Source organism: Kribbella sp. CA-253562 (assembly GCF_050942265.1).
GTDB lineage: Bacteria > Actinomycetota > Actinomycetes > Propionibacteriales > Kribbellaceae > Kribbella.
Window position 1 is genome coordinate 3,241,733 of record NZ_CP192049.1, and the last position, 15,637, is coordinate 3,257,369.

A 15,637-nucleotide genomic window follows, 5' to 3' on the forward strand; every position below is an offset into this window, starting at 1 on the left:
GACACCGGGAGTGGCCGGGCGTGCGTCCGGCCAAGGGCCGAAGCAGTAGAGGAACGGTGAACGGGATGCTGAGCGTTGCTGGGTTGACCCGGCGGTTCGGTGATCACCTCGCCCTGGACGACGTGACGTTCGACGTCGTACCGGGGCGGATGACCGGCTTCGTCGGAGCGAACGGGGCCGGCAAGACGACGACGATGCGGATCGTGCTCGGGGTGCTCGCGCCGTCGGCGGGACAGGCGCTGTGGAACGGCGTACCGCTGACCCACGAGGTACGCCGCGACTTCGGCTACATGCCGGAGGAGCGCGGGCTGTACCCGAAGATGAAGATCCGCGACCAGTTGGTGTTCTTCGGCCGGTTGCACGGTCTCGACCCGCTGCGGGCCGAGGAGCGGACCGACAAGATCCTCGACCGGCTGGGCCTGACCGAGCGGGCCGGCGACCCGCTGGAGACGCTCTCGCTGGGCAACCAGCAGCGCGTCCAGATCGCCGCCGCGCTGGTGCACGAGCCGATCGCGCTGGTGCTCGACGAGCCGTTCAGCGGGCTCGACCCGCTGGCCGTCGACGCGATGGTCGACCTGCTCCGCGAGGAGGTCACGCCCGAGGTGCCGGTGCTGTTCTCCAGCCACCAGCTCGAGCTGGTCGAGCGGTTGTGCGACGACCTGGTCGTGCTGTCCCGAGGCAAGGTCGTCGCCGCCGGCCCGGTCGCCACCCTGGCCGCCGGCTCCAGTACGACGTACCGGCTGGTGACCGACGGCGACGCGGGCTGGCTGCGCGACGTCCGCGGGATCACCGTTCGCGACGTGGACGGCTCGTGCGGGCTGTTCGACGTGACCGAAGCGGGCCAGGAGCAACTGGTCCTTCAGCAGGCGATGAGTCGCGGGCAGGTGCTCGAGTTCGGGCCCGAGCGTGTGGCGTTGAGCGACGTCTTCCGGGAGGCGACCCGATGAGCACCCAGCAGAGCAGGACCAGGTTGCGGCACCCGTGGCAGCTGGTCGCGCTGCGTGAGATCAGCACGAAGCTGCGGGACAAGACGTTCATCGGCTCGACGGTGTTCATGCTGATCGTGGTGATGGCGGCGGTGATCATCCCGGCGCTGCTGGCCGGCAACGACTCGCCGGACAAGGTCGCGGTGCTGAACGACGCCGGGGCGCGGGTCGTCCAGCAGGCCGATCTGGTCAACGGCGACGACACTCTGGAGGTGACCCGGGTCGCGGACCGTGCAGCGGCGGAGCGGGCCGTCACCGACGGAGACGTCGCGGTGGCGCTGCTGCCGGCCGACAACGGGTACGTCGTACTGGGTGACGACGAAGTCGATTCCGGCATCGGGAACAGCCTGCGCGAGGCGGCGGTCAGCCTCGGCATGTTCGCGAACGCCGCGAAGGCCGGGCTGACACCGGAGCAGCTGCAGGCCGGTACGGCGGTGACGGAGCAGCTGCTGAACCCCGGACCGCTGCCCGAGATCGTGGCGAACTTCGTCAACATCGGGCTGGCGCTGGCCTTCTACATGACCGCACTCGGCTTCGGCATGATGATCGCGCAGAGCGTCGTGCAGGAGAAGGAGAGCCGGGTGGTCGAGATCCTGGCCGCCGCGATCCCGATCCGGGCGCTGCTGTGGGGCAAGGTGGTCGGCAACACGGTGATGGCGCTGGCCCAGATTGTGGTGATCGCGGCCGCGTCGCTGATCGGGCTGCTGGTCACCGGACAGGCCGACATCCTCGAGGTGATCGCTCCGGTCGCGGGCTGGTTCGTGGTGTTCTTCGTGCTCGGGTTCCTGGCGCTGGCCGGGCTGTGGGCGGTGGCGGGCTCGCTGGCCACCCGGCAGGAGGATCTCGGCTCGACCACGCTGCCGGGCCAGATGATCCTGATGGTGCCGTTCTTCTTCTCGGTGTTCGCCGGCGGAACGGCCAAGACGGTGGCCTCGTTCGTGCCGATCGCGTCGTCGATGGCGATGCCCGGGCGGATGCTGACCGAGGACGTGCCGCTGTGGCAGCCGCTGGTGGCGATCGCGTTGCTGCTCATCGCGACGGTGCTGATCATCCGGCTCGGAGCGCGGTTGTACGAGCGGACGTTGCTGCAGACCGGGCGCAAGCTCGGTTACCGAGAGGCACTGACGCTCGAACCGTCCTGACAGCGCGAATGGTCCCCGTACATCGTCACAGCCGGGCGAACGTTACAGGGTTTTGCCCGGCTGTGACGAAACCGCAATACAAGTCGCCTGTGTACCGCGGCGTAACCTCGACTACGGTCACAACGCATGAACGTCGAGCTGCGCCACCTGCGGGTGGTGGTCCTGGTGGCAGAGGCGGGGTCCGTCGGCCGGGCGGCCCGCTGGCTGAAGGTGAGCCAGCCGAGCCTCACCGCGCAGCTGAAACGGATCGAGGCGGCCTTCGGCGGTGAGCTGTTCGAACGCTCCCGCACCGGTGTCACCCCCACGGCCCTCGGCCGGTACGCCGTCGACCGCGCCCGCGCGATCCTGGTCGACGTCGACCACCTGTCCGCCACGGTCTCGGCGATGACCGCGGTCGAGTCCAGCGCGGTCCGGCTCGGCGGGTTCCCGACCGCGCCGATGTCGGGCATCGCGTCCCGGCTGCGCGACCACGGCGAGATCGAGCAGGTCAGCATCGAGGTCGAGTGGGCGACCAGCGTGCTGCTGCAGCAGCTCGAGAGCGGGCGGCTCGACTTCGCGCTGCTGCGCGAGTTCCCCGGCTTCGAGCTCCGGCTGCCGACCGGCGTCGACGCGCGCACGATCGTCGAGTCCGAATCGGCGTACGTCGTGATGGCCGCCGACCACCCGCTGGCGATCGCGAGCCGCCACCGCGGCGAGATCGACCTGGCCGACCTGGCGGGGGAGGAGTGGATCGGCGAACCGCCGGACGACAGCGGCTTCCACGTGCTGTTCCGGGCGTCGTGCGAGCAGGCCGGGTTCACGCCGCGGATCGAGCACCACTCCGTCGACACGTCGGTCGTGATGGGCTTCGTGACCAGCGGTCAGGGCGTCGCGCTGATCTCGCCCACGTCGTACCGGATGCTGTCCAGCGACGTCACCACCCGGCCGCTGGCCGGCGACCCGATCCACCGGCGCCTGCTGCTTGCCTGGAGCACCGAGTCGCCGCGTGCGCAGATGGCCTCGGACGTGTGCGAGATGGCGAGCCGGGCCTACGACGAGGCCTTCGCCGAGCATGCGCGGTGGGGTCAGCACCAGCGCATGCACGTCGCCTGAACTATTCGCTCCGCTCGCCGAGGATGCAGAACTCGTTGCCTTCGGGATCCGCGAGCACGACCCACGACGCCTGATCACCCTGGCCGATGTCGACCCGGCGTGCGCCGTGCGCCAGCAGGCGAGCGACCTCGGCCTCCTGGTCGTCCGGCCGGAAGTCGAGATGCAGGCGGCTCTTGGACTTCTTGGCCTCCTCGAGCCGGACGAAGTCCAAGCCTGGCATCTGATCCGGCGCGGGACGGATCTCGAACTCGTCGTCGGAGGAGTACACGACCACCCATCCGAGCGCCTCGGCCCACCACTGCCCGAGGGCCTTGGGATCCGCCGAGTGGACGATCACCTGTTCCCATTGCAAGCTCATTCGCGGAGCTTATCCTCGGCGTGGCTTTGGGTGCAGGCGCTTTTCGGTGGCGGGACGCGAAAGACCCGGCCGCGTTTTGCGACCGGGTCTTTCGGGTGTGTGGCGTGTCAGGCTCCGGCGGGCCGGAACTGGCCCACGAAGAACTCGCCGGTGTCCTCGGGGTCGTCCATCCGCTCGCGGTACTGCTGGCCGACTTCTTCCTTGGGGCGTGCGAACGGCTGCTGCCCGTTGGGCTTCGGCGGCTCGGGAGCCTTGGGCTCTGCGACCTCGGGAGCCTTCGGCGGCGCGGGCTGAGGCTTCGGCGCCTCGGCGGTCGGGTTTTCGGGCTTCTGAGTTTCTGCCGGGGGATTGGCGGCTTCCGGTGCCTCGGCCCTGGGGGCTTCAGGCTTGGGTGCTTCCGCCTTTGGGACTTCGGCCTGAGGTGCGGCAGCTTGGGGTGCGGTAGTCACCGGCGCCGCGATCGCTCCACCAGCGGCCGGCGGCTCGTTGTCCTTGGTGTCGTTGTTGTCCTTGTTGTCCTCAACCGTCTTCGGCGTCTCGGCAGCCGGAATCTGCTGCGTGGCGTCCCGATCCACCGGCACCTGCTGCGTCGCATCCGAATCCGCCGCGACCACCTGCGTCGCATCCGCATCGCCGGCGCCTTGCCGCGTCTCGTCCTCGGCCTCAGCTCGCCGCGTCTCGTCCGCATCGTTGCTCACGGCACCGACCACCGCGGTCTGCTCGGGCATGCGGGCGTCCGCCTCGCTGAACTGCATCGTGTGCTCGTCCGCCTGGCTGCGCGGCTGCACCGGCGCCGGCTCGTCCTCGAACAGGTCGTCGTAGCTGGTGTTGCCGAAGCTCTGGAACCGGTTGTCCCCGGCCGGCGGCGCGTACTCCGCACCGGCCGACGGGTACACCGCCGCGACCTCGGCCTCCTGCTGCGCCTGCGCGAGCTCCTGCTCGCGCTGCCGCCGCTCGGCCTCGGCCCGCTCGCGGCGGCGCCGGCGTACGGACTGGACGATCAGCTGGATCGCGTACACCAGCGAGATCACCGCCAGGATCGGCACCACGCCGTTCAGCGTGTAGGCCTTGATGCCGTTGATCATGCCGGTGGTCACGGCGGGGACGTCGTTGAGGAAGTTCGTCGTCCGGTTCGGGATCCAGTGCACCGCGTAGATCATCGCGCCGAACGTCAGCGCGGCACCGAGCGCGGCCGCGCCGGAGAAGTACGACACCAGGGCCCAGAAGATCAGCGCTCCGATGCCGTAGGCAAGCGCCATCTCCTTCGCGTTCAGCTCGACCCCGCCCTCGGCGGTCAGCGCTCCGAACGCGGCCGGACCTGCCAGCGCCGCGACGATCCCGAGAAGAAAACCAAGGAATTTGGACACACGCCCACCGTAGCGACGTTTTTCCCACACACAGCGACGACACTTCGGCGCCTCGCCGGAGCTTCACCTACGCACCGTCACAGGCCATGCGTGACGAGGGTTCACTCAGCCGCTGGGCCGCGGAGTGAGCTACGGAGTGACGGCCAACCCGTAGGTGATGCCGGTCGGTGCCGGGTCCGCGTGGTCGAGATCGGGCGTGCGCTCGTACTCGTTCCAGGCCAGCATCCGGTCGAGCTCGCGCCGGACTGTCGGCAGGACCTCCCGGACGTTCACGTCGCGCCCGAGCTCCTTCGACAACGTGGTCACGTCCGCGTCGGAGATCCCGCACGGCACGATCCGGTCGAACCACGCCAGATCGTTGTCACAGTTCAACGCGAACCCGTGCATGGTCACGCCCTGCGCCACCCGGATCCCGATCGCGGCGATCTTCCGCTCACGCCCGCGCTCGTCGGCCGGCACCCATACCCCGCTGCGCCCTTTGACCCGCCCGGTCCGTACGCCGAGGTCGGCGCAGACCGCGATCAGCGCCTCTTCCAGCCGCCGGACGTAGTCCACGACGTACACGTGCGACGCCAGCTTGACGATCGGGTAACCCACCAGCTGGCCGGGACCGTGCCAGGTGATCTTGCCGCCGCGGTCGACGTCCACCACCGGCGTACCGTCCAACGGGCGCTCGTGCGGTTCGGTCCGCTTGCCGGCGGTGTAGACCGGTGGGTGCTCGAGCAGGATGACCGTGTCCGCACCGGTGCCCTCGGCAACCGCGGTGTGCAGCCGCCGCTGCTCCTCCCACGCCTGCTCGTAGTCAACCGCCTCGGCGCCGAATCCGGCCTCCACGTAGTTGATAGCCCTCACGTCGTCGAGTGTATGCCTCGCCCGTCGTCGGACGTCGGCCACCGTCCACAGGCCCTTTGGCCGGTGGTGCGCTGTGGATAACTTCGCGGCCGATAGTGCTGATTCGTGCACTCTCTTGGCATGGCACTCGACGACATCGCCGGCTACAGCTTGCGCCGGAGGCTCGGGTCCGGATCCGTCGGCACTGTCTGGCTGGTCCGCGACCTCGCCTCCGGCCGCCACGCCGTGCTCAAACGCATCCCCGCCCCGTCCATCACCGACCCGACCACCTTCGAGCGCGACCTGACCACCCTGCTGGCCATCGACCATCCACACATCGCCCGCCTGTTCGAGGTCCGCCAGGCCAACGACGACTGGCTGCTCTTCGGTCAGCACGTGCCCGCGGGAAACCTCACCGCACTCCTGGACCGCCGAGGCGACCTCACCCTGGGCGAACTGGTCACACTGATCAGCCCGCTGGCCGACGCTGTCGCGATCCTGCATCACCAAGGCCTGCACCACGGCCGTCTGACGCCCGCGAACATCCTCTTCGACGCCGACGGCCGTCCGGTCATCACCGACACGTTTCTCCGGTCCCAAGATCCGGCTACGACACCCGCCGACGACATCGCCGCGTTGTCGGCGCTGACCGAACTCGCGGCCGGGACCACGACACCGTTCCCCGCCACGCTGTTCGCCGACACGAACGCATCCACGCTCGCCCGCAAGGTCCTCGACCTGTCTCCACCTACGCCGCTGAATCTTGCTTTTCCCGATCACGCCACGTCCGCGGTCTCGCCACCCTCGCAGCCGTCGCCCGATCGGGTTCCGTCGATCCAGCTCCCTCCAACGGCCGCCACCCCACCCGCCGCAACCCGGACATCCACCCCAGCCGCGCCCGATCCGCGGTCGACCGCCACGCCTGACCGGCAGCCGATCGCCACGCCCGCCTTTGCCGGCCCCAACCTTCGTGCGGCCCCCGCCCTCGGCTCGCGCCGCTCACGCACCCGTCGCCGGTCGCGTCGAGACACCACCCGCAGAGCTCGTCGAGACAACACCACCCGCCTCAACCAGATCCTCGCCAGCACCCACCGAGCCCCGCGCTCCCGCCGAACGGCCTATGGAGTTGTCGCCGCCTCAGCCCTGGCCGCGCTGGTTGTCACCGCCATCGCACTGACCACCCTCGGCATCCTCAACACGCCCACCACCAATCCCGCTGCAGCCGCGCCCCCTTCACCACCCCCCACCGAGTCGGCTTCTCCAACTCCTACCGAGTCCACCTCTCCAACCTCGGCCGCCCACCCAGCAACCCCGACGCCCTCGTCAGCCCTGCCCGCGACCCCTAAGCCCTCCATCGCACCCGCCACCCCACAACCCACGCCCGCCGCCAGTTCCTGGCGCACAACCCTTGAATCCCTCGACCAACGCCGTGCCCACGCCTTCTGGACCCTCAATCCCGCCGAACTCGACGCCGTCTACCAACCCGGCAGCGCCCCCTGGACCGCCGACCGAGCCCTGCTCGCGTCGTACCAGGCCCAGAAGATCCGCATCGCCGAGCTCCGCCTCCAGATCCAGCACCTACAGCAAGAACCAACGCCCGGACCCGCCGTCATCCTCCGAGTCACGGACCGCCTCGTCTCCGGCGCCGCCCTGGCACCCACCGGCCAACGGACCCCCTTCCCGCCGGGCCCCTCCACCACCCGCCGGATCACCCTCATCCCAACCGGCAAGACCTGGCGCATCGCCGGCATCAGTCCGGCGTGATTCCTTTCCCTGCAAGCGATCCGGAGCAGAATCTCCACCCCGGACCGCAAGCATTTCGTCGCCTTCTCAGCAACCACTCAACCGAATCCCTGCCCACCGCCGAGCCGGTCCTCACCCCATCGGGCGAGCCGGTCCAGCCCCACCGCCGAGCCAGCCCCCAACACCAAGCCGATCGGGCTCAGTGGGCGCCGGTCGTGACACCGGCCCCCGGCTTCAGCGACGGCACGACTACCAGCGCCAGCAGTGCCGCGACGGCTGCTGTGACCGCGGCGAAGGTGAAGGCGTTGGTGAATCCCGCATCGGTGGTTCCGGCGATGCTCGCGGCAGCGATGCTCGAGACCACCGCGACTCCGAGAGCCGCGCCGAACTCGTGGAAGGTGCTGAGCAGTCCGGACGCCGTACCTGCCTCGTGGTGAGCGACCTGCCCCAGCGCGGTGGCCGACGACGCGACAAACGCCGCGCCGATGCCGGCCGCTCCGAGGCTGATCCCGACAACGACCGTCACGGGCCCCTGCCCCAGAGCCGCGACGCCAGTGCCGACCGCGGCGATGAGCAGACCGATCACGGCGACCTTGCGTCCGCCCGCCGTACCGATGACCTGACCGGCAACCTGCGCCCCGACGATGGTCGCCAACGCCACCGGCAGGAACAGCAGACCAGTGCGCAGCGCGCCGTACCCCTGGTGGTGCTGCAGGTAGAACGAGCCGAGGAAGAACACCGCGATCATCAACGCCGTCGCAACCAGGATGAGGAATGTTCCCGACGCCACCGGTCGCCGGGTGAGGATGCGGAGATCCATCAGCGGCGACTTGACCGTCCGCTGCACAACGGCGAACAGCGCGTAGAGCACCACCGCGCCAGCCAGGGTGCCGAGCGTCCTGCCATCGAGCCAGCCCCAGTCGCCCGCGTTGATCAGTGCGTAGATCGCGGTGCCGGTACCGGCAGTGACCAGGAGCGCGCCCGGTACGTCCAGTCGAGCTGTCGGCCCGGTCGGCAGATCGCGCGGTAGCGTCCGGCTCAGTGCTGCGAACACCACGATGCCGATCGGCACGTTGATGTAGAACACCCATTGCCAGCCCGGCCCCGCGGTCAGCAAGCCGCCGAGCAGTACGCCGATCGCCGAACCGCCGCCGCCGAGGGCCGACCAGATGCCGAGCGCTTTGTTGCGCTCGTCGCCGTGGAACGTCTTGGTTACCACGGACAGCGCGGCGGGCGACAGCATTGCCGCACCGAGGCCCTGGGCGACCCGTCCGCCGATCACCATCGCGGCGTTCTCGGCGAGACCGGTGACCAGGGATGCCACGGTGAACACGAGCAAGCCGGTGAGCACCACCCGGCGAGCACCGAACAGGTCGGCGGCTCGCCCACCGAGCAGCATGAGACCGCCGAAGACCAGCGTGTAAGCGCTGACGACCCAGGTCAGGGTGTCGCGCTCGAGGCCGAGGTCGGTACCGATGTGCGGCAGCGCGATCGCGACGACGGTCACGTCCAGGATCAGCATGAACTGCGCAACGCCCAACAGCGCCAGCAGACGCCACCGGCGGGGATCTGCAGTCACGGCTCCGGCCTCGCCGGCGGATGGTCCAGACACGACAGCACCTCCAATTCGTACAGCAGTGTATGAGTTATTTGCGCTACAGTAACTCGTACACCGGTGTTCGACAAGAGGAGTTTCGAGTGGCCGCGACGCACGAGAAACCACGCAGCTCAACCGCGCCGACCGAGAAGCCGCGCAGCTCGACCGCGCCAAACGAGAAGCCGCGTAGCTCAACCGCGCCGACGCGCTCCCCAGCCGGCCCGGCGCGGCGAGCGGACGCGCAGCGCAGCATCGCGGCGATCCTCGACGCCGCGATCGAGTCGCTGAGCCGCAACCCCGACGCCAGCGTCAGCGAGATCGCGAAAACCGCCGGCGTCGGACGCGTCACCGTCTACGGCCACTTCCCGAACCGCGCCGACCTGGTCGAGGCCGCACTCACCCGCGCCATCGACGACGGCCACGCCGGACTCGACGCCGTAGACCTCACCGGCGACCCGCGAGACGCCCTCGCCCGACTCATCGACTCCAGTTGGCAACTGGTCAACCAGTCCCGCTCACTCCTGACCGCGGCCCAGGACGTGCTCCCACCCAGCAAGATCCGCGACCTGCACGCCGGCCCGGTCAAACGCGTAGAGCGCCTGGTCGAACGAGGCCGCGCCGAAGGAGCCTTCCGCACCGACCTCCCGATCAGCTGGCTGGTCAGCGTCATGCACAGCGTCATGCACAGCGCCGCCGACGAAATCACCGCCGGCCGCCTCACCCCCGACAAAGCCGCCGCCTACATCACCGCCACCGTGCTGCCGGCGTTCTCGCCTCCCGAGAACCACTAGCCCCGCCCCGCCTCCGAGAACCACTAGCCCCGCCCGCGTCCGGAGAACCACTAGCCCGCCCGCGTCCGGAGAACCAGTAGGCCCGGCCAGGTCAGCGCCATCCACGCTGCCACCCCGGACAGCCCGAGCGCGGCGACCACTGTGTCCGGTACGTCGACCCCCCGGCTTGAGCCCCGACTGCGTGAAGCCGCCACGCCGCGGTGGTCCCCGCCTCCGGAGTCCACTAGCCCCGCCTCGCCTCGCCGCCCGAGAAGCGGGAGCCCAGCCCATGCCGCCGCCCGAGAACCGCTAACCCCGCTCCGCCGCCCGAGAACCGCTAGCCCCGCTCCGCCGCCCGAGAGGCAGCAGCCCAGTCCACGCCGCCGCCCGAGGACCTGCCCGGCGAACCAGAGCTGGTCCGCGCCGATCGACGGTGGACCGCGGGCTGGCCGACGGCGTACCACACGCTGCCGAGGTGCCGAGGTGGCGAGCTGCCGAGCTGCCGAGCTGCCGCGCGGCGGGCCGGGGTGACGTGCGCGGCGAGGCGGTCTGTTCGTTGCCTCGGGCCCCGACTTCGGCCGGGGCGCGGAGATCGGGCTGCTGATCGACCGTAGTACGGGGCTTTCAGGCCGGCTTGTGCTTGGAACCGGGGGCGGGTGCGTACTGCGTGCGGTTGGCGGGCCTGGCCGGAGATCGATGCGCGCGGTCGGTTCCCGGAGCGTGGTGGACCGGTCTGCGGTCTTCGCGGTAGCCATGGGGCACCTGGTCCTCGCTGCGGCGGATGGGCAGCGACGACATCGCGCACGCCTTGGCGCCACCTGGAGGTCAGCGAGCCAGGGCTGCGGCTAGGGCCTCGTGGGTGGTGGGGTGGGTGAAGGTGAAACCGGTTTTCTGCAGGATGGTGGGGAGGGCTCGTTTGCTGCCGAGGAGTTCCCAGGCGAACTCGCCGAGGACCGTGGTGAGGACGGGGGCGGGGACCTGGAGGACGGCGGGGCGGTGGAGATGGGTGGCCAGGGCCTTGGTGAAGGCTCGGTTGGTGGTGGGGGTGGGGAGGGTGATGTTGACGGGGCCCTCGACGGTGTCTTGTTCGGCGGTGTGGCGGACGGCTCGGAGCCAGTCGGTGAGGGAGACGACGGGGAAGTACTGGGCGCCGGAGCCCAGGCGGGCGCCCAGGCCTAGGCGGAAGGGGAGGGAGAGGAGCTGGAACGCGGGGGCGTTGCGGGCCAGGACGATGCCGGTGCGGAGGGTGGCTACTCGGCAGCCTGCGGCGCGGGCGGGGTCGGCGGCGCCTTCCCAGACGCGGACCACGTCGGCGAGGAAGCCGTCGCCCAGCGGGGTGGATTCGGTGAGGATGCGGTCGCCGCAGTCCATGCCGTAGCCGGCGACGCCGCTCTGGGAGATGAAGACCGGTTTGCGGTCGAGTTGGGCGGCGGCTTGCGCGAGGGTGGCGGTGGTGCTGACGCGGCTTTCGCGCAGCGTGTTGCGGTACGTCGGGGTCCAGGGCCGCAGGCCGATGTTCGCGCCGGCGAGGTTGACCAGGACGTCGGCGCCGGCCAGGGCGTCGGGGTCGAGTTGGCCGGTGGCGGGGTTCCAGGGGAGTTCGTCGGGCGAGGACGGCGTACGGCGTACCAGGCGGGTGACCTGGTGGCCGGCGGCGGTCAGGTCGCGGGTGAGCGCCGTACCGAGGAAGCCGGATGCGCCGGCCAGTACGTACTTCATCGCGGAACCTCCGGGGGAACGGGACTGCAGGCGGTGGGCTGAGGGTGGTCGCCGAGGACGTCGCGGTGGGTGGGGAGCGGGACTGTCTGACGGCCGGTGGTGCTGAAACGGACCGACCCGCCGCGGGCGGTGAGGCTCGAGGCGGGTCGGTGGTGGTGCTGGGTGGACGGCGCCGGGCCGGTGGCTCGGCGCGGTCCGGGATCACACGTCGAACTGGGCTTCTTCCAGGCGCTGCTTGACGGCCGTCAGGTAGCGAGCGGCGTCGGCGCCGTCGACGAGGCGGTGGTCGTAGGTCAGGGCCAGGTACACCATCTGGCGGATGGCGATGGTCTCACCGAGCTGCGGGTGGGTGATGACGACCGGGCGCTTGACGACCGCGCCGGTGCCGAGCATGCCGACCTGGGGCTGGTTCAGGATCGGCGTGTCGAACAGGGCGCCGCGGCTGCCGGTGTTCGTGATCGTGAACGTGCCGCCCGCCATTTCGTCCGGCAGCACCTTGTTGTTGCGGGTGCGCTCGGCGAGGTCGGCGATCTTCTTGGCCAGGCCCGCGATGTTCAGGTCGCCGGCGTTGTGCACGACCGGGACCATCAGGCCCTTCTCGGCGTCCACCGCGATGCCCAGGTGCTCGGCGGCGTGGTACGTGACCTCGCCGGCCTCCTCGTTGATCGAGGCGTTGAGCTTCGGGTACTGCTTCAGGGCGTCCACCGCGGCGAGCGCGAAGAACGGCAGGAAGGACAGCTTGACGCCCTCGCGGGCCTCGAACTCGGCCTTCTTGGCGTTGCGCAGCTTGGCGATCTCGGTGACGTCGACCTCGACCACCGTGGTCAGCTGGGCCGAGACCTTGAGCGAGTTCACCATGTGGTTGGCGATCGCCTTGCGGATCCGGCTCATCTTCTCGGTGGTGCCGCGCAGCGGGCTGACCGGGGCCTTGGCCGCCGGGGCCGACGAGGACTGGGCTGCCGCTGCGGGTGCCGGGGCGGCCTTTGCTGCTTCGGCGGCGGCGATGACGTCCTGCTTGCGGATGCGGCCGCCGACGCCGGTGCCCTGGACGGCGCCGAGGTCGACGTTGTGCTCGGCGGCGAGCTTGCGGACCAGGGGGGTGACGTAGTTCGGGCCTTCGCTGGACGAGCCGTTGGAGCTTGCGGCCGGTGCCGATGCGGCCGGGGCTGAGGTTGCGGCGGCCGGAGAAGAGGACTGAGCGGGCTGGGCCGCGGGGGCCTGGGCTGCCGGCTGGGCCGGGGCCGCCTGGGGGGCGGGGGCCTGGGCAGCGGGCTGTGCGGCGGGGGCCGGCGGAGCCTGCTGCGGGGCGGGGGCCTGAGCCGGGGCCTGAGCAGGCGGGGCCTGCTGCGGGGCGGGAGCCGGAGCCTGGGCGGGCGGGGCCTGCTGCGGCGCGGGGGCCTGGGCTTCCTGCTTCGGGGCCTCCTGCTGGGCCGGAGCCTCCTGCTTCGGGGCTTCCTGCTGCGCGGGAGCTGCGTCGCCGGAGCCGACGACTGCCAGCTCGGCGCCGACCTCTACCGTCTCGTCCTCGGCGACCTTGATCTCGAGCAGCTTGCCGGCGACCGGCGACGGGATCTCGGTGTCGACCTTGTCGGTGGAGACCTCGAGCAGGGGCTCGTCGACGGCTACGTCGTCGCCGACCTGCTTGAGCCAGCGGGTGACGGTTCCTTCGGTGACGCTCTCGCCGAGGGCGGGGAGGGTGACGGAGGTGCCGCTCGAGGCCGGTGCCGATGCGGCCGGGGAGGCCGCGGGGGCTGAGGCCGCTTCGGCCGGAGAAGAGTTGGAGGAGTTGTCGCTGGGGGCCTGCGCCTGCGGCGCGGCCTGCTGCTCCGCAGCCGAAGCCGCCTGCTGGGCCGGGGCCTCAGCGGCCGGGGCCTGAGCGGCCGGGGCCTGAGCGGCCGGGGCCGACTCGGCGGGCGCGGCCTGCTCGGCGGGGGCCTGCTCAGCCTGGGCCTCGGCGGGCTGGTCGCCCGCGCCGCCGGTGGATTCGCCGGCGTCGCCGATGACGGCCAGTTCGGCGCCGACCTCGACGGTCTCGTCCTCGGCGGCCTTGATCTCCAGCAGCGTGCCGGCCACGGGGGAGGGGATCTCGGTGTCGACCTTGTCGGTCGAGACCTCCAGCAGGGGCTCGTCGACGGCAACCGTGTCACCGACCTGCTTGAGCCAGCGGGTGACGGTTCCTTCGGTGACGCTCTCCCCGAGGGCCGGCAGGGATACAGAGGTCGGCATGACGGTCGTTGCTCCTTCGTCGATCGGTCTCGAAGTCAGCCTACGGTGCGGCCGGAACGGGCTGCCGCCGGGTCACGGCGGACACGCCCGTCGCGGCGCACCACCAACTTACTCGTGGAAGTGCAAAGGCTTTCCGGCCAGCGCGAGGTGCGCTTCGCCGAGGGCCTCGTTCTGGGTCGGGTGGGCGTGCACCAGCGGCGCGACGTCGGCCGGGAACGCCTCCCAGTTGTAGATCAGCTGGGCCTCGCCGATCAGTTCACCGACCCGGGAGCCGACCATGTGCAGGCCGACCACCGCGCCGTCCTTGGCCCGGACCAGCTTCACGAACCCCTGGGTCTTCAGGATCTGGCTCTTGCCGTTTCCGCCGAGGTTGTAGTTCAGGATCTCAACCTCGCCGTACGTCGCCCGGGCCTGCTCCTCTGTCAGCCCGACCGATGCGACCTCGGGCTCGGAGTACGTGACGCGCGGGATGCCGGCCTCGTCGATCGGCGCCGGGTTCAGCCCGGCGATGTGCTCGGCGACGAAGATGCCCTGCTGGAAACCGCGGTGCGCGAGCTGCAGCCCGGGCACGATGTCGCCGACGGCGTAGACGCCCGGCACGCTGGTCTGCAGGTTCTCGTCGACGGTGACGAAGCCGCGGTCGAGCGCGACGCCGACCTCCTCGTAGCCGAGTCCGGCGGTGTTCGGGCCGCGGCCGACCGCCACCAGCAGCACCTCGGCCTCGAGCACCTCGCCACCGGCCACGGTCACCTTGACGCCGTTGTCCACCACCTCCACGGACTCGAACGACGTGCCGGTCTTGAAGCCGATCTTGCGCTTGCGGAACGCCCGCTCCAGGGTCTTGCTGCAGTCGGCGTCCTCGGCCGGGACCAGCCGCGGCAGCGCCTCGACGATGGTCACCTTGGTCCCGAACGACGTCCACGCGCTGGCGAACTCGACGCCGATCACACCGCCGCCGAGCACGACCGCGGACTCCGGCACCCGGTCGAGGGTGAGCGCGTGCTCGCTGGCGATCACCCGCTGGCCGTCGAGTTCCAGGCCCGGCAGCGACCGGGAGTACGAGCCCGACGCGATGATCACGTTGCGACCCGTGTACGTCGTACCGGCGACCTCGACCGTGGTCGGGGAGGTCAGCCGGCCCTCGCCCTCGACCACGGTGATGCCGCGGGCCTTGATCTGGCCCTGCAGGCCCTTGAACAGCCGGTCGACGACGCCGTCCTTGTACTTGTTCACGCCGCCCATGTCGACGCCCTCGAGCGTGGTCCGGACGCCGAACTGCTCGCCCTCGCGGGCGGAGTCGGCCACCTCGGCGGCGTGCAGCAGCGCCTTGGTGGGGATGCAGCCGCGGTGCAGACAGGTGCCGCCGAGCTTGTCCTTCTCGACCAGCGCGACCGACATCCCGAGTACGGCGGCGCGCAGCGCGGCGGCGTACCCGCCACTGCCACCGCCGAGGATCACCAGGTCATAGGTCTGCGTGCTGTCTGCCGTGGTCGTCACAGGTTCCTCCGTGGGTCAACAGGTCGGCGGGCGGCCCCGGGTCGCGGAGTTCCGGCCCGGGCGTCATCTTGTCACCGAGGCGCCGCCGCGTCGTGCCCGGGCTCGCCGTACGGGGCGAGCGGTTCGGCGGCGGTGTCCGCTCAGGACGCCGAGGGACGGGCCGCTGTCCGGCGACCGGTTCCGAACTTTCGCCGCCCGCGTCGCGTCGTACTGACCAGCCCGTACGACGGGCCGTCCGGAGACGGGGGTCCTCGGGGGACCGGACGGTCCGCGCACCACGTGCTGCCACGGTCGTGGCCTCCGCTCAGG

At 70.6% G+C, this 15,637-nt stretch carries 12 protein-coding genes; 5 read left to right on the forward strand and 7 right to left on the reverse strand.

Translation table 11 applies throughout. The annotated features are described in order from the left end of the window. Window positions 1-65 precede the first annotated feature (65 nt). The 3 genes from ACQPXM_RS15490 to ACQPXM_RS15500 all read left to right on the forward strand — a co-directional run bounded on the left by ACQPXM_RS15490 (window position 66) and on the right by ACQPXM_RS15500 (window position 3,220). Complete coding sequence (locus ACQPXM_RS15490) at window positions 66-947, forward strand: ABC transporter ATP-binding protein (RefSeq protein ID WP_432949087.1); 882 nt, start codon at window positions 66-68, stop codon at window positions 945-947. Continuing rightward, window positions 944-2,128 carry an ABC transporter permease gene (locus ACQPXM_RS15495; protein WP_432949089.1) on the forward strand — a complete coding sequence of 395 codons (1,185 nt, stop codon included), beginning with the start codon at window positions 944-946 and terminating at the stop codon, window positions 2,126-2,128. The genes ACQPXM_RS15490 and ACQPXM_RS15495 overlap by 4 nt, the downstream gene beginning before the upstream one ends. Window positions 2,129-2,254: 126 nt before the next feature. Continuing rightward, entirely contained in the window at window positions 2,255-3,220 is a 966-nt protein-coding gene (locus ACQPXM_RS15500; RefSeq protein ID WP_432949091.1) for a LysR family transcriptional regulator, read from the forward strand. A 1-nt stretch (window position 3,221) separates the two neighbouring features. Here ACQPXM_RS15500 and ACQPXM_RS15505 read toward each other — a convergent pair whose 3' ends face one another. The 3 genes from ACQPXM_RS15505 to lipB all read right to left on the reverse strand — a co-directional run bounded on the left by ACQPXM_RS15505 (window position 3,222) and on the right by lipB (window position 5,797). Further along, window positions 3,222-3,578, reverse strand: coding sequence for a VOC family protein (locus ACQPXM_RS15505; RefSeq protein WP_432949093.1), 357 nt, complete (start codon window positions 3,576-3,578; stop codon window positions 3,222-3,224). Window positions 3,579-3,685: 107 nt separating this feature from the next. Continuing rightward, window positions 3,686-4,945: a hypothetical protein gene (locus ACQPXM_RS15510; protein ID WP_432949095.1), complete on the reverse strand. Its 1,260-nt coding sequence runs from the start codon at window positions 4,943-4,945 to the stop codon at window positions 3,686-3,688. Window positions 4,946-5,074: 129 nt separating this feature from the next. Beyond that, a complete protein-coding gene (gene lipB, locus ACQPXM_RS15515; RefSeq protein ID WP_432949097.1) occupies window positions 5,075-5,797 on the reverse strand; it encodes a lipoyl(octanoyl) transferase LipB in 723 nt (240 codons plus the stop codon). 120 nt (window positions 5,798-5,917) lie between these two features. On the opposite strand from lipB, the gene ACQPXM_RS15520 reads away from it, so the two are divergent. After that, on the forward strand, window positions 5,918-7,540 hold the full coding sequence (locus tag ACQPXM_RS15520; RefSeq protein ID WP_432949099.1) for a protein kinase domain-containing protein: 1,623 nt from the start codon (window positions 5,918-5,920) through the stop codon (window positions 7,538-7,540). 178 nt (window positions 7,541-7,718) lie between these two features. On the opposite strand, the gene ACQPXM_RS15525 is transcribed toward ACQPXM_RS15520, so the two are convergent. Next, window positions 7,719-9,131, reverse strand: coding sequence for an MFS transporter (locus ACQPXM_RS15525; RefSeq protein WP_432949101.1), 1,413 nt, complete (start codon window positions 9,129-9,131; stop codon window positions 7,719-7,721). A gap of 86 nt (window positions 9,132-9,217) precedes the next feature. Between ACQPXM_RS15525 and ACQPXM_RS15530 the strand changes: the two genes are divergently transcribed. Further along, window positions 9,218-9,907 (forward strand): TetR/AcrR family transcriptional regulator, encoded by a 690-nt coding sequence (locus ACQPXM_RS15530; RefSeq protein ID WP_432949103.1) that lies wholly within the window; start codon window positions 9,218-9,220, stop codon window positions 9,905-9,907. Window positions 9,908-10,711: 804 nt separating this feature from the next. Here the strand turns inward: ACQPXM_RS15530 and ACQPXM_RS15535 are convergent. From ACQPXM_RS15535 to lpdA, 3 genes are all read right to left on the reverse strand, one after another. Next, window positions 10,712-11,605, reverse strand: a complete 894-nt coding sequence (locus tag ACQPXM_RS15535) for a TIGR01777 family oxidoreductase (protein ID WP_432949105.1) — start codon at window positions 11,603-11,605, stop codon at window positions 10,712-10,714. A gap of 201 nt (window positions 11,606-11,806) precedes the next feature. Continuing rightward, complete coding sequence (sucB, locus tag ACQPXM_RS15540) at window positions 11,807-13,831, reverse strand: 2-oxoglutarate dehydrogenase, E2 component, dihydrolipoamide succinyltransferase (RefSeq protein ID WP_432949107.1); 2,025 nt, start codon at window positions 13,829-13,831, stop codon at window positions 11,807-11,809. A gap of 108 nt (window positions 13,832-13,939) precedes the next feature. Beyond that, on the reverse strand, window positions 13,940-15,328 hold the full coding sequence (lpdA, locus tag ACQPXM_RS15545) for a dihydrolipoyl dehydrogenase (RefSeq protein ID WP_432949109.1): 1,389 nt from the start codon (window positions 15,326-15,328) through the stop codon (window positions 13,940-13,942). Between the last annotated feature and the right edge of the window lie 309 nt (window positions 15,329-15,637).